The following is a 15,349-nucleotide window of genomic DNA, read 5'->3' on the forward strand; positions in this document are numbered from 1 at the left end:
CCATGAGGAGGACTGTTTTCGATGATAGTGGTCACGACGGAATCCATTCCTGGATACAAAGTGGAAAAGGTGCTCGGCAGTGCGTTCGGTGTGGTGGTGCGCAGTCGCGGCATTGGTGGCAATATCACAGCTGCGCTTCGCAGTATCAAGGGCGGAGAAGTTGTGGAGTACACGGAAATGCTGGAAGACGCCCGGAAATCCGCGATTGACCGCTTGGTACAGAACGCGCACGCGATGGGGGCAAATGCTGTCATCATGATGCGGTTTGACTCCAGTGAAATCGGGCAGTCGATGTCCGAAATTGTCGCGTACGGTACAGCTGTCGTCGTTTGTGAGGATGAACGTGCCTAAGTTTATCGCCTCCTATGTTGCTTTTGAAGTCTTGATTGTGGTTCTTGCGGTTATCGCAACGCTATGGGTTCGTTATCACCGCCGAACGCGACAAAGTGGGAAGCCGCCGATTGGATTTGTCAGGACAGATGAAGTGTTTGTTGATCCCACAACCGGTGTCACACAGCGCGTCTGGTTCAACCCACAAACAGGAGAGCGGTTCTACGAAACTGTAGGCAAAAGATAGCCCCCAAGGTGAGAGGAATTCAATCCCATGCATTGACTTTCGCCATGTATGGGTGTACTTTGTTCGTGACCACATGGTCACAGGAGCGTGGTAAACCGTCAGTACACTGGCTGAGGAGGCGTCCATATGCCATCGGAGCAGTTTTGGAACTTGCCGCCTGAGAAGCGAAGCGAAATCATTCAAGCTTGTCTGGCGGAATTCGCTGAGTATGGGTATGACGCGGCGTCGACAAACCGCATGGTGGAACGGGCCGGCATATCGAAAGGTGTACTGTTCAAATACTTCAAAGACAAAGAAAACCTGTTCCACTACGTCTGTCATGAAACCATCCAGTTTTGGCTGGATGAGCTGCGTATACCCGATACCGAGTCCTATTCAGATTTATTTGCGTTACTCAAGAAGGTGGCCATCCGAAAGATTGAAATGAGCAAAAGGTATCCCGCGGCGTATCGGCTGCTTCTCCGAATAACGCAAAATCCAGAGCATCCGGTCTACGCAAAAATCGTGCACACGTTTGACGACATTACGCAGAAGTACATGGCTGATGTGACGAGGTTGCTGCCGCAAGACAAACTTCGGCCTGGCGTGGACTGGTCGCAAGCGATTACGCTGGTCCTCTGGATCTCCGAGGGGATTCAGGACAAGTACCTTGGGACAGCGCCTGAAACCACCGATGGCGAGTCGTTTGACGCCTTTTGTGCGCAGCTACTCGAAGAGATGGACCAATATTTCGCCATCCTCAAGCACGGCATTTACCGGGAGGAGCAGGAGCCATGATTCGGATTGAGGGATTGACAAAGGTTTTTCGCAATGGAAGAGGCATTTTTGACTTGTCGTTTACGGTGGGAGAAGGTGAGGTGTTTGGCTACCTCGGGCCAAACGGCGCCGGAAAATCCACCACCATCCGCCACTTGATGGGGTTCCTTCGGCCAGACAAGGGTGTAGCGGAAATCGCCGGGTTATCATCAAGGATGGGCGACTTATCGCGGTGGAGGACATGTCCACACTTCGCGCAAACCAACGCAAGGTGTTTTCCGTACAAGTCTCTGACGAGGACGATGTACAGCGCATACTCTCCTCGGGATGTACCGTCATCCGCCGAGAGGGGCTTCGTGTGGACGTCGAAGTGCACGGAGACTACAACCGATTTATTCGAGCGTTGTCCGAATGTCAGGTGACCAGTCTTGACACGCACGCGCTCAGTCTCGAAGAAATTTTTATGCATTACTACGACCGAACGGAGGTAGCCGAATGATGAATGCCGCATTGTTGCGATGCATGCTGAAGACCAATGCACAAACCATCTTCAGTTACGCCATCGGAATGGTGTTCTACTTGTGGATGTTGCTCTGGGTGTATCCGTCCATCGCGTCTTCTTCCGCATTGAACACTGTGCTGAAGGCAATGCCTCAAAGTATGCTGAGGTTGTTTGGAATGCAGGCGGGGATGCAGCAACTCGGTGACTACCTGGCGGGGGAATTTTACGGACTCATCTTCATCATCATTATGGCTGTATACACGCTGCCGACTGCAAGTAAATGATGGCGCGTTTGGTGGACCGCGGGCCGATGGCGTATTTGCTGGCGAGTCCTGTGTCTCGCGTGCGAATCGCCTGTACACAAGCCACCGTACTGTTCGTAGGGTTGTTCACCATCGGCGCATTCACGACCATTGGAGGTTTGATTGGCGCGGCTTGGATTGTAAAGAACGCGCACTTAGATACAGGTCGCTTTGTACAGCTAAATCTCATCGGATGTCTCCTGTTTGCGGTCATTGCGGGGTATTCCTTCCTCTGCTCGTGTGCGGTCAATGATGAGAAGAAGGCGCTCAGTTCGTCATGATTCTAGCCGTCGGCACAATCAAATCAACAAACAAGTGCACAAAACACGACATCAAATGCATCACAGGGTTCCGGAACACTGATAAAATTTGTCCCAACGGCTTCGAAGGATCAGAAAGTGCAATCATTTCAATTCACGGATCAGGACGGAAAACCGTTTGGATCTGCCGACCTGAAGGGGAAGGTCTGGATAGCGAATTTCATGTTTACCCATTGCAAACACGTCCGTCCACTGACCACCCCCAATATCATAAAGCTGGAACAGATGTTTAAGCAGCAGGGGTTGGATGTACAGTTCGTTTACTGTCAATCCCCAGCGTGACACACCGTCGGTATTAACAAAGTACGGCCAAAAATACCATGATGATTTTCGTGTTCACCATTATTTGACCGGCTATGATTTTAGTGAAATCCAGAATTTTGCCTCCAAAAACTTCAACCTTCATTTAATGCAGATGGGCAACAATGATATCATGCATGGACGCAGTTTCTACCTAATAAACCGCGAAGGACAGATTCAAAACGAATACGATTGCGTTACGCCGAACTTTGATCAAATCATCCGTGACGTCAAGGCTTTGCAATAACCTGTAGCCGCTCACACTGCGAGTGCAGCACTTTGTTCGCGTCGGTGGACAAATCTTCCGCCGGCGCGAATTTCCTTTGAAGAAGATGCTCAAGCAACGTGCAGCAATCGCCACCAACAAAAAACCACTTGCCTTCCGTACTTTACGTACGAGATGCAAGTGGTTTTTCGTGTCAACGTTGGTCGGAATGACAGGACTCGAACCTGCGGCCTCACGGTCCCGAACCGTGCGCTCTACCACCTGAGCTACATTCCGTCAGGCGAAGTCGACAGGAGGTAATATACCACGTCCCTAAACCCTTCGTCAACCGCTCTATACCTGGAAATGTTTGCTTGTCTCATTTTGTGAAGTTCACTCATTTTCGACTCAGGAAAGCGAACGTATGTACTATAATGAAGTGGACGTTTGAGAAAGGTGGAATGGACGTGTTTTCTGTAACGCCCGAGATGGAGCGCATAGTGTCTGGTCTGAACCCAGAACAGCGCACGGCGGTGGAGACAACGGAGGGCCCGTTGCTGATCATCGCTGGGGCAGGGAGCGGCAAGACCAGTGTGCTGACGCGGCGCATCGCCTGGTTGATGGCCACACGGCGTGTGCCGCCATGGAGTATCTTGGCCATCACGTTTACCAATAAGGCGGCGCGGGAGATGCGGGAGCGGATTGAGCAACTGGTCGGTCCGGCGGCCAACGACATTTGGGCGATGACGTTCCACTCGATGTGTGTACGGATTTTGCGCAGGGATATCGAGCAACTCGGTTATCAGCGCGGGTTTACCATCCTTGACGACGGAGATCAACTGGCGACCATCAAGCGGATTCTGTCCGACTTAAATATTGATTCCAAACGCTTTGAACCGCGGGCGATTCAGTCTGCCATCAGTTCGGCGAAAAACGAATTGAAGACGGCAGGGAAAGTTCGCGACATGGCCGGGAATCCATGGCAAGTGACGGTTGGCGACGTGTATTTGGAGTACGAGCGGCGCCTGAAGACCAACAACGCGCTGGACTTCGACGACCTGATTATGAAGACGGTGCAGTTGTTTGAAAAACATCCGGATGTGCTGCAGTTTTATCACAACAAGTTCCACTACATTCACGTGGACGAGTATCAGGATACCAACCACGCGCAGTACCGACTTGTGAAGCTGTTGGCAGAGAAACGGAAGAACGTGTGCGTAGTTGGGGATTCGGATCAGTCCATTTATAGTTGGCGCGGAGCGGACATCCGAAACTTTCTCGAGTTTGAGCGAGATTATCCGGATGCGAAAGTCATCCGCTTGGAACAGAATTACCGGTCCACCAAGACCATTCTCAACATTGCCAACCACGTCATCAAGAACAATGTACAGCGCAAAGAAAAGACGCTGTGGACGGAAAATCCAGAAGGGGACAAAGCGGTCCTGTTTCAGGCGATGGATGAGAAAGTGGAGGCGCGGTATATTGTCGAGCGGATTCAGGAGCATGTGAAAAACGGAGGCCGCTACGATGATTGCGCAGTGTTGTATCGCGTCAACGCGCAGTCTCGTGTGATTGAAGAAGTGTTTCTGCAGGCAGGTATCCCATATCGCATCTTTGGTGGACTGAAGTTCTATGACCGTAAGGAAATCAAAGATATCCTGGCGTACTTACGGCTCATGGTGAATCCGCACGACGACATCAGCCTGGAACGCATCATCAATGTGCCGAAGCGCGGGATTGGTGCTGGTACGGTTGAGAAGTTGCAGACTTTGGCTAACCAATATGGATTATCTTTGTACCAGGCGTTGGAGCGCGCGAGTCAAGCCGGCATCAGCGGTCGGGCGCTCGGCGCCCTCAGCGGCTTTCTTCAGATGATGGACAACCTGCTGAACATGAAGGAATTCCTCAGTGTCACGGAATTGACTGAGGAAATTTTGAAGCATACCGGGTATATTGAATCGTTGAGATTGGAGCGTTCGCTTGAAGCGGATGCCCGCATTGAAAACTTGCAGGAGTTCCTGTCGGTGACACGGGAGTACGATGCCCGTTGGCAAACCAGTGACGACGAGGATGAACTGACCGCGTTCCTCACGGAAGTGGCTTTGGTCGCAGATACGGATATGAACGGTGGGAAGCCGGAAGAAATTGCGCCATCCGGAGAGGAGAACCAGGTTGTCCTGATGACGTTGCACAGCGCCAAGGGTCTGGAGTTTCCAATCGTGTTTCTTCCCGGTTTTGAAGAAGGTTTGTTTCCACACAGCCGGTCACTGGATTCGGATTCGGAAATGGAAGAAGAGCGCAGGTTATGCTATGTCGGGATCACCCGTGCAAAGCAGAAATTGTATGTGACCACGTGCACCGCGAGGACCATCTTCGGGCAATTTCGGCATTCCATGCCGTCGCGTTTCTTGGCTGAAATGCCTCCGGAGTACTTGAAACGCGATGACGGGATGAGTCGCCCGCGGACAGCGTGGGCGCCTCGCATCGATTCTGCGGGACGCGCGCCCATTTCCAACATTCCGCCGTCTTTCGGCGCGGATCTCAGTGTGGAGTACGGCGTCGGTGACAAGGTGGAACACCGTAAATGGGGTATTGGCACGATTGTTGAAAAGAAGGGCGACGGCGAGGATATGGAACTCACCATCGCGTTTCCTGCGCCGATAGGTGTGAAGAAATTGCTGGCGAAATTTGCGCCGATAAAAAAAGTCAGTGCGTAAGTGGGGGCTGGATGGCCACTCACGGAGAGATGCTTGTCCGAAGGGATGTTGTGTATCCGGATGATGTCTTTGTCAGATGCCGCAAAACGCATAGAGGAATTGAAGGAGCAAATTGCGTACCACAACCGGCGCTATTACGTTCTCGATGACCCGGAAATCACAGATGCCGAGTACGATCTGTTGATGCGGGAGTTGATTCACCTCGAGCAGACGTATCCCGAACTGCTGACGCCAGACTCGCCGTCGCAGAGGGTGAACGGCGCGCCGGCGGAGGGATTTGCCAAGGTGGTCCACGAAATCCCAATGCTTTCTTTGTCCAACGCGTACGGTCCGGATGACATGCGCGAGTTCGACCGCCGCGTGCGAGACGTGATTCAGGGCCCGGTTCGGTATGTATGCGAACTGAAGATTGACGGTTTGGCCGTGAGCTTACGATACGAAAACGGCGTTCTTGTCCAAGGGGCCACACGTGGTGATGGAGAGACTGGGGAAGATATCACGTCTAACATCCGAACCATTCGCACGGTGCCCTTGCGGTTGAAGGAACCGTTGAGTATCGAAGTGCGCGGGGAAGCCTATATGCCCAAACCCGCGTTTGTGCGCTTGAACGAACAGCGGGAGGCGGCAGGTGAGCCCCTGTTCGCGAATCCACGGAATGCCGCAGCCGGTTCTCTTCGGCAATTGGATCCGAAGGTCGCGGCGAGCCGGGGCCTGTCCGTGTTTGTGTACTCGCTGGCTGACGCAGGCGGCGTCTCTTTGGATTCCCACTCGCAGTGCTTGGAATGGATGGATGCACTCGGTTTTCCGGTCAATCCGAATCGCGGCGTGTTTGACAATATTGAAGATGTGATAGCGTTCATCGAGTCGTGGGCGGACAAACGCCATGATTTGCCGTACGCAACGGACGGAATGGTGGTCAAGGTGGACAGCCTGGAGGCGCAACGAAAGTTGGGGTTCACAGCCAAGAGTCCGCGCTGGGCTATCGCGTACAAGTACGCGGCAGAACAGGCGGAGACCGTGCTGCGCCACATCATTCTCAGTGTGGGGCGGACAGGCGCGGTGACGCCGACGGCTGTCTTCGATCCAGTGCAGCTCGCAGGCACCACCGTCACCAGAGCGTCATTGCATAACGAGGACCTCATTCGTCAGAAGGACATTCGCGTGGGGGATACCATTGTGGTGCAAAAGGCTGGGGATATTATCCCGGAAGTGGTGAGGTCTCTCCCTGAGCACCGCACTGGTGCGGAAGTTCCTTTCACCATGCCGGAACATTGTCCACAGTGCGGTCAGCCCTTGGTACGCCTGCCGGAGGAAGTGGCATGGCGCTGTGTGAATCCCTCCTGCCCTGCACTCATTCGCGAGAGCCTCATTCACTTTGTTTCTCGCGACGCCATGAACATCGAGGGCTTGGGTGAACAGTGGATCACGCTGTTGTTGGAGAAGGGCTTTGTGCGCAACGTGGCAGACTTGTATCGACTGACCAAGGAAAAGCTCATGACGATGGAACGGATGGGTGACAAACTCGCCAGCAACATCCTCCAAGCCATTGAAGCGAGCAAACAAAATTCGCTGGAGCGCCTGTTGTTTGGCCTTGGAATCCGTCTGGTGGGAGAAAAGGCAGCGAAGACGCTGGCGAAGGAATTTGGTGACATCCATCGGCTCATGTCTTGTACGGTTGAAGATTTGACCGCTGTCCGCGAAATTGGACCGAAAATGGCGGAGAGCATTGTGACGTACTTCTCCAGTCCAGGCGCCCAACAACTCATCGCAGATCTGGAAGCCCTCGGTGTCAATACGAAGTATCTGGGTCCTCGGCCCGGCTCAGATAGTGCGGAGAACCAGCCGTTTGCCGGTTTGACGTTCGTGTTGACCGGTACGTTGGCAAACATGGATCGGAAAGTTGCATCTGAGTGGGTGGAACGATTGGGCGGTAAGGTGACGGGCAGCGTGAGCAAGCAGACGGACGTGGTGGTTGCCGGTGAAAAGGCAGGCTCAAAGCTCAACAAAGCGCAAGCGCTGATCTCGTCCGGTCAGAAACCGGATCTTCAAATTTGGGATGAAGCAGCATTTCTCGATGCGTTGAAACGACATGGCGTGGAATACTAAACGACAGGGTGAGAGCTTGGCGATGCGCCAAGCTCTCGCGAAGGCTATTGGCGGCCGCGAATGAATTCCTGAACCGTGTACTTTTCTTCTGATTTCGCGTGAAACCAAGCGACGCGTGTGGATAGCCTACCCAGTGCAAAGATGGCGGGAACCGCAACAATACAAGCGAGTATGATTTCGTTTTGCGTCAACGTCATCCCCTCCGTTTCTACGTGGTTGTGACGGATGTCGAGTACCTAGTTCATGGGTATGTGACAAGACTGACAAACATGCACTGTCCGTTTTGTGTGACCTTGTCGTTGTGCTGACCCTATCCCATGTTGGGGACTGTTGCTATAATGGTACAGTGTGCGACAGACAGAAATCGACACGGTCGCATCGAATCGTATGACTATGATGCTGACTCCGTATTGGTCAGGAAGGATGTCGGGTATGCATTCATCTTGGTATTACATCCTCAGCTTTGTCGTTGCGTTTGTCTTCGTGTATGGGTCCGTCCCGTATATTCGCAAGGTGGCGATGAGGCTGGGATTTGTCGATAGGCCGAATCCTCGCAAGATCCATAAGGAACCCATTCCGTTGCTCGGTGGATTGCCGTTGTACGCAGGCTTTGTACTCACTGCGGGAATTTTCGGGGACGGTGGTAAAACCTTCTGGGGCATTGCTGCTGGTGGCCTGCTCATTTTCAGTATTGGCGTGATTGACGACTACTACAAGACGCGCGGGAAGGACTTTAAAGCGTGGCCGAAGTTCATCATGCAGATATTGGCCGCCATCATCTTGGTTGCGTTTGGTGTCAGTATCGGCGGCATCAGTCTGCCGTTTCACCACACGTTCTACACATTCCCGCTCTGGCTGTCCGCGCTGACCACGATTTTGTGGGTTGTCGCCATTACCAACATGATGAACTTTCTGGACGGCGTGGATGGTCTTGCGTCGGGATTGGCCGCCATCTCCGCGACAACGCTGTTTTTTATTGCGCTGCTCAAAGGGCAACCTTCGATGGCCGTGTTTGCCGTGGTGCTCATCGGGTGTGCGCTCGGTTTTCTCCGTCACAATTTCCACCCAGCCCGCATCTTTATGGGCGATGCCGGCGCTACGTTTTTAGGCTACGTTCTGGCCGCCATTGCGGTTGGCGGTGCCTTTAAGAGTGCAACCTTGGTGTCTCTGGTCGTCCCCGTACTGGCGCTTGGTGTTCCCATCCTCGACACGACTTGGGTCATCATCCGCAGATTCCGCGAGAACCGTCCGATTTACGTCGCAGACAAAGGCCACACGTTTCACATGCTCATGAAATCCGGCCTTAGCCAGGTACAAACGGTTGCGTTTCTGTATTTGCTTGGCATCTGCTTTTCGTTGGCCTCCATCGTGGTGCTGCTGGTGGTGCGTTGAACCGATTTGACAGTGCCGAAAAGGCCCGATACTCCATCCGTGTCAGGAAACGGTGAGTACTTCCGCGACTGGGACTGTGTTGTACAGCCCCAGTTTTTTCGCGTATGCGGCTCACCGAAAGTCTGCGCATCGACGGATCAGCGCTCCACGAGCGCGGAATATGTGCGACCTCCCCTTTCCATATGCTATAATCCCCGAAGAGCGTTATTGAGTGTGCGTCAACAAAATTGACATGACATAGTCAGTGAGGAGGAAATGGTGTGAAGATTACCGAGGACACCATTCGTCACGTGGCGAAACTGGCTCGATTGGCGGTCAGCGACGAAGACGTCGCGAAGTTGGCCCCACAGTTGAGCGACATCATGGATTACAACGAACAACTGCAATCCGTCGCCCTGGACGACGTGCCGCCAACCAGTCATCCGTTTGAACTGTACAATGCGCTTCGAGAGGATGAACCCCGGCCGAGTTTGCCGCGAGAGAAAGCCCTCGCGAACGCCCCAGATACAGATGGAGAACAAGTCCGCGTACCCGCGGTGTTGGAAGGTTGAGTCGAATATGCCGATACATACTGTAAAGGAAATTGTCGAGTCCCTGAAACGGCGTGAAACAACCCCTGTCGATTGGACAAGCGCCAGCCTGAAGGAAATCAGCCAGCATGACTCCAAGGTTCAAGCGTTCTTGCACGTGGATGAAGAAGGCGCGATGAACCGCGCGAAGTCGTTGAGCGAGAACGGCAACGCCTCTTTGTTCGGCGTACCCTACGCGCTGAAGGACAACCTGTGCACGGAGGGCATTCGCACGACGGCTGCCAGCCGCATCTTGGAAAATTACATCCCACCGTACTCTGCAACGGTCGTCAAGAAACTCGAGGCGGCCGGCGGCGTATTGGTCGGGAAAACCAATATGGACGAATTCGCTATGGGCTCGTCCACGGAGAACTCCGCGTTCCAGAAGACCAAGAATCCGTATGATTTGAACTGTGTACCGGGCGGATCGAGCGGCGGGTCAGCGGCCGCTGTAGCAGCGGGAATGGTGCCGTTTGCCCTCGGATCTGACACCGGCGGATCCATTCGGCAGCCCGCAGCGTTCTGCGGCGTCGTAGGACTCAAACCGACATATGGCCGGGTCTCCCGTTTTGGATTGATTGCTTTTGCATCGTCACTGGATCAAATTGGACCGTTTACGCGTACGGTGGAAGATGCAGCGTACGTGATGCAAGCCATCAGTGGACACGATCCACTCGATTCCACGTCGGCACCGGTCGACGTCGATGACTTCATTTCCGGACTCAGTGCAGACGTGAAAGGCTTGAAGATTGGCGTCGTCACGGACATCGATTCGGAAGGACTGCACCCGGATGTTCGGGCCGCCGTCGACAAGGCCGTCGAGACATTGAGGAGTGCCGGCGCTGAGGTCGTCGAAGTGCAGCTGCCGCACAGTCAGTACGCGGTCGCCACGTACTACCTGATTGCTCCAGCCGAAGCCTCGTCGAACCTGGCGCGGTACGACGGTGTGCGGTACGGTAAGCGAGCCGTCGGAGAGACGTTGCTCGAGATGTACGAGCGCACGCGCAGTGAAGGTTTTGGCATGGAAGTGAAGCGACGCATCATGATTGGCACCTACGCGCTGTCTTCCGGCTACTACGACGCGTTCTACCTGCGTGCGCAAAAGATGCGGACGTTGATTCGCCAAGATTACGAGGCAGCGTTTGAACAGTGCGACGTGATTGTCACGCCGACAGCACCGACTCCGGCATTCCGATTTGGCGAGAAAGTAGATAATCCGCTGCAGATGTACTTGAACGACATGTACACCATTCCGGCTAACCTCGCGGGATTGCCTGGCATCAGCGTGCCCTGCGGCGTGTCTGCAGACGGTTTGCCGATTGGGCTGCAGATGGTCGGACGAGCGTTCGACGAACGCACGCTGCTCCGGGCTGCATACGCGTACGAACAACTGCGCGGCTTCGCTATGCCGGCGCCGAAGGTGGAGGGATAACATGGCGTTCGAAACGGTCATCGGGCTGGAAGTGCACGTTGAGCTGAAGACGAAGAGCAAGATTTTCTGCGGATGTCAGACGGACTTCGGCGCGCCGCCGAACACCAACGTCTGCCCCATCTGCCTTGGGCATCCTGGTACGCTCCCGGTGCTCAACAAGGAAGCCGTGGAGCTGGCGCTCCGCGCAGCGACAGCGCTCAATTGCAAAATCAACCAGGACTGCAAGTTTGATCGGAAAAACTACTTTTATCCGGATCTGCCGAAGGGCTACCAAATTTCACAATATGACCAACCCATCGGCGAACACGGCTACATCGAAATCGACGTTAATGGCGAACGCAAGCGCATTGGCATCGTGCGCGTTCACCTAGAAGAAGACGCCGGGAAGTCCATGCACGCTGCGGACGGCAGCCATACGCTCGTCGACTACAACCGGACTGGCGTGCCGCTCATTGAAATCGTGTCAGAACCGGACATTCGCTCTCCGGAAGAAGCGCGGCTGTATCTGGAAGGCATTAAGTCCATCATGCAGTATTGCGGTATTTCCGACTGCCGGATGGAGGAAGGCTCACTTCGCTGTGACGCCAACATCTCGCTTCGGCCGGTCGGGCAACAGGAGTTTGGGCAAAAGGCCGAGTTGAAAAACATGAACTCCTTCCGCAACGTGCAAAAAGGTCTGGAGTACGAAGTCCAGCGCCAGGCCGAAATCTTGAGTAGCGGAGGCACCGTCGTACAAGAAACGCGGCGCTTTGACGAAGCGACACAGACCACCGTCTCCATGCGCTCCAAGGAAGAAGCCCACGATTACCGTTACTTCCCAGAGCCAGACTTAGTGCGTCTGCGCGTGGACGACGAATGGCTGGACAGGGTGCGCGCTTCGTTGCCTGAGTTGCCGTTGGAGAAGCGGGATCGGTACATGAAAGAGCTGCAACTCCCGGTGTACGACGCGGGTGTGCTTACCAGCGATATCGACATCGCGAATTACTTTGAGGCGGTTGTTGAAGCCGGGGTGGATCCGAAATCCGCTTCCAACTGGGTGATGAGCGACGTCCTCGGCTACGTCAACGCCGAGGGGCTGACGATTCAACAGTTCCCGGTGAAGGCGGAGCAACTGGCTGGGCTGATTCAGGAGATTGCGTCCGGCAAGATTTCTATCAAACAGGGCCGCGAAGTGTTCAAGATCATGTGTGAGACGGGCAAAGACGCTACAGTCGTCATCCGTGAGAAAGGCTTTGAGCAGATCAGCGACGAAGGCGCACTTGTGGCCATTGTCGAAGAAGCGATTGCAAAGAACCCCAAGTCGGTGGAAGACTACCGGGCTGGCAAGGAAAAAGCGCTAGGCGCACTGGTCGGGCAAGTGATGAAAGCGACCAAGGGCAAAGCCAACCCGGCTGTCGTGAACAAGATGATTTTGGAACGGATTCGCGGTTAACACATAGTACGACCAGGCCAGCGGCGAACTGGCCTGGTGGCGCATTGGAGGTACGACATGCAATCCCAAGTTCCCGTTCAAGTCGGACAAACCTACGAAGTAGAGGCGACGCGTCTCAACGACGACGGGGAAGGGGTTGCTACTGTCGACGGCTTCACCGTGTTTGTACCGCAACTCTTGCCAGGGGAGCGGGCGAATATCGTCATCTCGGCCGTCGAAAAGCGGTTTGCACGCGGCAAAGTGACAGGGGAACTTCGCCGGACGGAGCATGTCCGGGAGGTTCCCCGTTGTCACGTCTTCGGTGCGTGTGGCGGTTGTCAGTTCCAGCACGTGACGTATTCGGAGCAGCTCCGACACAAGCGGGAGATGGTGGTTCAGGCGCTGGCGCGGTTTGCGAAACTGCCTGACGTGCCCGTTCTGCCGACTCTCGGCATGGAACATCCGTGGGCGTACCGCAACCAGGTTCAGGTTCCGCTGTCCTACGATGAATCATCCGGTCGCCTCGTGCAGGGGTTCTTCGGTCCGGCCAGTCACCGAGTCATCGCCACCGAATCATGCCACCTCGAACCGCCGGAGATGGAAGAGACCATTCGCCAAGTGGTTCGCTCGCTGGAATCAACCCTGGGTCACAGATCATCTGCCCTCCACCACGTCATTGTGCGCCAGTCGTTCACCAACGGCGAACAGATGGTCATCTTGTGCGTGCGAGACAACGCCGTAGTGACTTCCCCCGTCGTTGATGCCATTGCTGCGTTGCCGCGGGTGGTATGTGTTGCCGTGACGGTGCAACCGCGCCCACACGGGCCCGTGTGGGGCAAGAACGTCCGCGTCTTGCACGGGAAGCCGCACTTGGTGGAGCGGATGGGCGACCTCGAATTTCTCATTTCCCCTCGCTCGTTCTTTCAAGTCAACACGGTGCAGGCGGAAGTCCTGTACAACCAGGCACTGGCATTTGCCGACGTCGGGCCGAACGACCGCGTCCTTGACGCATACTGCGGAACAGGCACGATGTCTCTGTTATTCGCCAGGCAGGCAGAACGCGTGCTCGGCATTGAGGTCATTGACGCTGCCGTGCGGGATGCGCGAGCCAACGCGGATCATAACCACGTCCAGAACGTCGAGTTTACCGTAGGGGAAGTGGAGCGTGTGCTGCCACGCCGCATTGCCGCAGGGGAACGCTTCGACGTCGCCGTGGTGGATCCGCCCCGCAAAGGCTGCCACCCCGACGTCCTCAAGGCCTTGGCTGAGGCCCAGCCCCGGCGCATTGTCTACGTGTCCTGCAACCACATCACCCTCGCCCGGGACCTGCGGTATCTCGCGGACGCCGGCTATGCGGTGGAGAAGGTACAGCCTGTGGATATGTTCCCACAGACGAGCCATGTGGAGTGCGTAGCGTCGACACGTTTTACCAAATAACAGGAAACTGTCAACCCCACTCTGGCCCACTTGCTTCGGTGGGCCTATCCCTTTCCAATCGCATTACCTTAATTCTGAATTTTGCATCTATAATGGGTGGTATTAGCGAAGGTGCCACTACGAGTCGAACAGGATTCGGTCTCATGAAACCGTTCCGAAAGGATGTAGGCAGGACATGACACTGAAAACGAGAGGTGTCACCTACGATGTTGGAACACCGACTATCAACGGTGGATTGACCCGTGAGACCCTGCCGTTGCATCTGGTAGAACAGGAGATGCAGGCTATTGCGGGTGAGTTGCATTGTAATGCCGTCCGTGTTATCGGTCAGGACATGGGACGCCTGAAGATGGCAGCCCGAGTAGCGTCCAGTCAGGGATTGGACGTTTGGCTCTCACCGACACTGCACGATGCCGATGAGCGAGAGACGTTCGACCAAATCATGGAGGCGGCTTGCGCAGCGGAGGAAATACGTAAAATGGGTACACAGGTCGTGCTGGTCATTGGATGCGAACTTAGCGTATTCATGTCCGGCATCATTCCGGGGAACAGCGGACTTGAGCGCCTGGCCACGCTGTCAGATCCCTCGCGATGGACCGAGGACTTTTTCGCACACGGATTGCCATTGGAGCGTTTGAACACGTTTTTAGCGCGTACCGCGACGGAGGCGAGACGTCATTTCGCTGGTCCAATCACCTACGCATCAGGGCTATGGGAGGATATCGACTGGGACAATTTCGACTTCGTTGGCGTGGATGCCTACCGAGACGCGAGCAATGCGAGTCGGTGCCGCGATGTTGTCCGTAACTACCAAATCTATGGCAAACCGATAGTTGTGACTGAGTTTGGATGCTGCACTTACGTCGGCGCAGAGGATCAAGGCAGTATGGGCTGGATGGTCATCAATCGCAATTCCACAGCATGGTGCCTCAGCAAGCCACTGATACGGGACGAGGGCGTACAAGCACGGTACCTGACTGAGATGCTCACTCTATTCGAGGCAGAAGGCGTCGACGGCTGCTTCGTCTTCACATTTGTCAGCCCTAGCTATCCTTCCAGTCTCGATCCCCGTTATGACTTGGACACCGCCAGCTACAGTCTCGTACGTACCTGGCCCGAGGGACATGGTACAACTCGGTTACAGCTGCCGTGGGAACCGAAGGAAGCGTTTCACGCGGTGGCTCGCTTTTATGGAAAATACGTGAATACACAAAGGATAGAAGAACGACAGGGTTGACGACATTCCAGAGGATGGCGGGTTCACTCAAGCTTTAATTCTCCTATCGGAGCGTCGACGATTGAGTTTGTGGTTGGGATGCAGTA

General features: G+C 54.7%; 15 protein-coding genes, 1 tRNA gene and 2 pseudogenes. 16 read left to right on the forward strand and 2 right to left on the reverse strand.

Annotation, left to right across the window (positions count from 1 at the left end):
• Nucleotides 1-21 precede the first annotated feature (21 nt).
• From YWK_RS0112465 to YWK_RS22885, 8 genes and pseudogenes are all read left to right on the forward strand, one after another.
• Complete coding sequence (locus YWK_RS0112465) at nucleotides 22-351, forward strand: heavy metal-binding domain-containing protein (RefSeq protein ID WP_026965063.1); 330 nt, start codon at nucleotides 22-24, stop codon at nucleotides 349-351.
• Nucleotides 344-577: a hypothetical protein gene (locus YWK_RS0112470; RefSeq protein ID WP_026965064.1), complete on the forward strand. Its 234-nt coding sequence runs from the start codon at nucleotides 344-346 to the stop codon at nucleotides 575-577. The genes YWK_RS0112465 and YWK_RS0112470 overlap by 8 nt, the downstream gene beginning before the upstream one ends.
• A gap of 126 nt (nucleotides 578-703) precedes the next feature.
• Nucleotides 704-1,354, forward strand: coding sequence for a TetR/AcrR family transcriptional regulator (locus tag YWK_RS0112475; RefSeq protein ID WP_026965065.1), 651 nt, complete (start codon nucleotides 704-706; stop codon nucleotides 1,352-1,354).
• A pseudogene (locus YWK_RS22670) lies at nucleotides 1,351-1,566 on the forward strand (ATP-binding cassette domain-containing protein); the annotation flags it as partial. The gene YWK_RS0112475 and the pseudogene YWK_RS22670, both read left to right, overlap by 4 nt.
• An 8-nt stretch (nucleotides 1,567-1,574) precedes the next feature.
• Nucleotides 1,575-1,832: a hypothetical protein gene (locus tag YWK_RS22675; protein WP_281172248.1), complete on the forward strand. Its 258-nt coding sequence runs from the start codon at nucleotides 1,575-1,577 to the stop codon at nucleotides 1,830-1,832.
• Nucleotides 1,829-2,119 (forward strand): hypothetical protein, encoded by a 291-nt coding sequence (locus tag YWK_RS21090; protein ID WP_051375556.1) that lies wholly within the window; start codon nucleotides 1,829-1,831, stop codon nucleotides 2,117-2,119. The genes YWK_RS22675 and YWK_RS21090 overlap by 4 nt, the downstream gene beginning before the upstream one ends.
• A gap of 26 nt (nucleotides 2,120-2,145) precedes the next feature.
• The gene (locus tag YWK_RS21095) at nucleotides 2,146-2,418 is read left to right on the forward strand and encodes a hypothetical protein (protein ID WP_051375557.1); all 273 of its coding nucleotides are present in this window, start codon (nucleotides 2,146-2,148) and stop codon (nucleotides 2,416-2,418) included.
• A 117-nt stretch (nucleotides 2,419-2,535) separates the two neighbouring features.
• Nucleotides 2,536-3,004 (forward strand): annotated as a pseudogene (locus YWK_RS22885) (SCO family protein).
• Between the two features lie 179 nt (nucleotides 3,005-3,183).
• On the opposite strand, the gene YWK_RS0112495 reads toward YWK_RS22885, so the two are convergent.
• Nucleotides 3,184-3,259: transfer RNA gene (locus YWK_RS0112495), tRNA-Pro, on the reverse strand.
• A 191-nt stretch (nucleotides 3,260-3,450) separates the two neighbouring features.
• Between YWK_RS0112495 and pcrA the strand changes: the two genes are divergently transcribed.
• Both pcrA and ligA read left to right on the forward strand, forming a co-directional pair.
• Nucleotides 3,451-5,679, forward strand: a complete 2,229-nt coding sequence (gene pcrA, locus YWK_RS0112500) for a DNA helicase PcrA (RefSeq protein ID WP_156909143.1) — start codon at nucleotides 3,451-3,453, stop codon at nucleotides 5,677-5,679.
• 54 nt (nucleotides 5,680-5,733) lie between these two features.
• A complete protein-coding gene (gene ligA / locus YWK_RS0112505) occupies nucleotides 5,734-7,785 on the forward strand; it encodes an NAD-dependent DNA ligase LigA (protein WP_211231407.1) in 2,052 nt (683 codons plus the stop codon).
• Between the two features lie 44 nt (nucleotides 7,786-7,829).
• Here the strand turns inward: ligA and YWK_RS22145 are convergent, their stop codons facing one another.
• On the reverse strand, nucleotides 7,830-7,976 hold the full coding sequence (locus tag YWK_RS22145; RefSeq protein WP_169727177.1) for a hypothetical protein: 147 nt from the start codon (nucleotides 7,974-7,976) through the stop codon (nucleotides 7,830-7,832).
• A 241-nt stretch (nucleotides 7,977-8,217) separates the two neighbouring features.
• Between YWK_RS22145 and YWK_RS0112515 the strand changes: the two genes are divergently transcribed.
• The 6 genes from YWK_RS0112515 to YWK_RS19810 all read left to right on the forward strand — a co-directional run bounded on the left by YWK_RS0112515 (nucleotide 8,218) and on the right by YWK_RS19810 (nucleotide 15,263).
• The gene (locus YWK_RS0112515; protein WP_035466950.1) at nucleotides 8,218-9,177 is read left to right on the forward strand and encodes an MraY family glycosyltransferase; all 960 of its coding nucleotides are present in this window, start codon (nucleotides 8,218-8,220) and stop codon (nucleotides 9,175-9,177) included.
• Between the two features lie 260 nt (nucleotides 9,178-9,437).
• The gene (gene gatC, locus YWK_RS0112520) at nucleotides 9,438-9,728 is read left to right on the forward strand and encodes an Asp-tRNA(Asn)/Glu-tRNA(Gln) amidotransferase subunit GatC (RefSeq protein WP_026965071.1); all 291 of its coding nucleotides are present in this window, start codon (nucleotides 9,438-9,440) and stop codon (nucleotides 9,726-9,728) included.
• A 7-nt stretch (nucleotides 9,729-9,735) separates the two neighbouring features.
• Nucleotides 9,736-11,178 carry an Asp-tRNA(Asn)/Glu-tRNA(Gln) amidotransferase subunit GatA gene (gene gatA / locus YWK_RS0112525; RefSeq protein ID WP_026965072.1) on the forward strand — a complete coding sequence of 481 codons (1,443 nt, stop codon included), beginning with the start codon at nucleotides 9,736-9,738 and terminating at the stop codon, nucleotides 11,176-11,178.
• Between the two features lies 1 nt (nucleotide 11,179).
• Nucleotides 11,180-12,610 (forward strand): Asp-tRNA(Asn)/Glu-tRNA(Gln) amidotransferase subunit GatB, encoded by a 1,431-nt coding sequence (gene gatB / locus YWK_RS0112530; protein ID WP_026965073.1) that lies wholly within the window; start codon nucleotides 11,180-11,182, stop codon nucleotides 12,608-12,610.
• A gap of 57 nt (nucleotides 12,611-12,667) precedes the next feature.
• On the forward strand, nucleotides 12,668-14,026 hold the full coding sequence (gene rlmD, locus YWK_RS0112535) for a 23S rRNA (uracil(1939)-C(5))-methyltransferase RlmD (protein WP_026965074.1): 1,359 nt from the start codon (nucleotides 12,668-12,670) through the stop codon (nucleotides 14,024-14,026).
• A gap of 175 nt (nucleotides 14,027-14,201) precedes the next feature.
• Complete coding sequence (locus YWK_RS19810; protein ID WP_051375558.1) at nucleotides 14,202-15,263, forward strand: glycoside hydrolase family 113 protein; 1,062 nt, start codon at nucleotides 14,202-14,204, stop codon at nucleotides 15,261-15,263.
• Nucleotides 15,264-15,349: the final 86 nt, after the last annotated feature.

The organism is Alicyclobacillus pomorum DSM 14955, from assembly GCF_000472905.1.
GTDB classification, from domain to species: domain Bacteria; phylum Bacillota; class Bacilli; order Alicyclobacillales; family Alicyclobacillaceae; genus Alicyclobacillus_A; species Alicyclobacillus_A pomorum.

Coding starts and splice junctions, on each gene's coding strand:
- YWK_RS0112465 (WP_026965063.1), top strand. CDS start 22: ATGATAGTGGTCACGACGGAATCCATTCCTGGATACAAAGTGGAAAAG.
- YWK_RS0112475 (WP_026965065.1), top strand. CDS start 704: ATGCCATCGGAGCAGTTTTGGAACTTGCCGCCTGAGAAGCGAAGCGAA.
- YWK_RS22675 (WP_281172248.1), top strand. CDS start 1,575: ATGTCCACACTTCGCGCAAACCAACGCAAGGTGTTTTCCGTACAAGTC.
- YWK_RS21090 (WP_051375556.1), top strand. CDS start 1,829: ATGATGAATGCCGCATTGTTGCGATGCATGCTGAAGACCAATGCACAA.
- YWK_RS21095 (WP_051375557.1), top strand. CDS start 2,146: ATGGCGTATTTGCTGGCGAGTCCTGTGTCTCGCGTGCGAATCGCCTGT.
- pcrA (WP_156909143.1), top strand. CDS start 3,451: ATGGAGCGCATAGTGTCTGGTCTGAACCCAGAACAGCGCACGGCGGTG.
- YWK_RS0112515 (WP_035466950.1), top strand. CDS start 8,218: ATGCATTCATCTTGGTATTACATCCTCAGCTTTGTCGTTGCGTTTGTC.
- gatA (WP_026965072.1), top strand. CDS start 9,736: ATGCCGATACATACTGTAAAGGAAATTGTCGAGTCCCTGAAACGGCGT.
- gatB (WP_026965073.1), top strand. CDS start 11,180: ATGGCGTTCGAAACGGTCATCGGGCTGGAAGTGCACGTTGAGCTGAAG.
- rlmD (WP_026965074.1), top strand. CDS start 12,668: ATGCAATCCCAAGTTCCCGTTCAAGTCGGACAAACCTACGAAGTAGAG.
- YWK_RS19810 (WP_051375558.1), top strand. CDS start 14,202: ATGACACTGAAAACGAGAGGTGTCACCTACGATGTTGGAACACCGACT.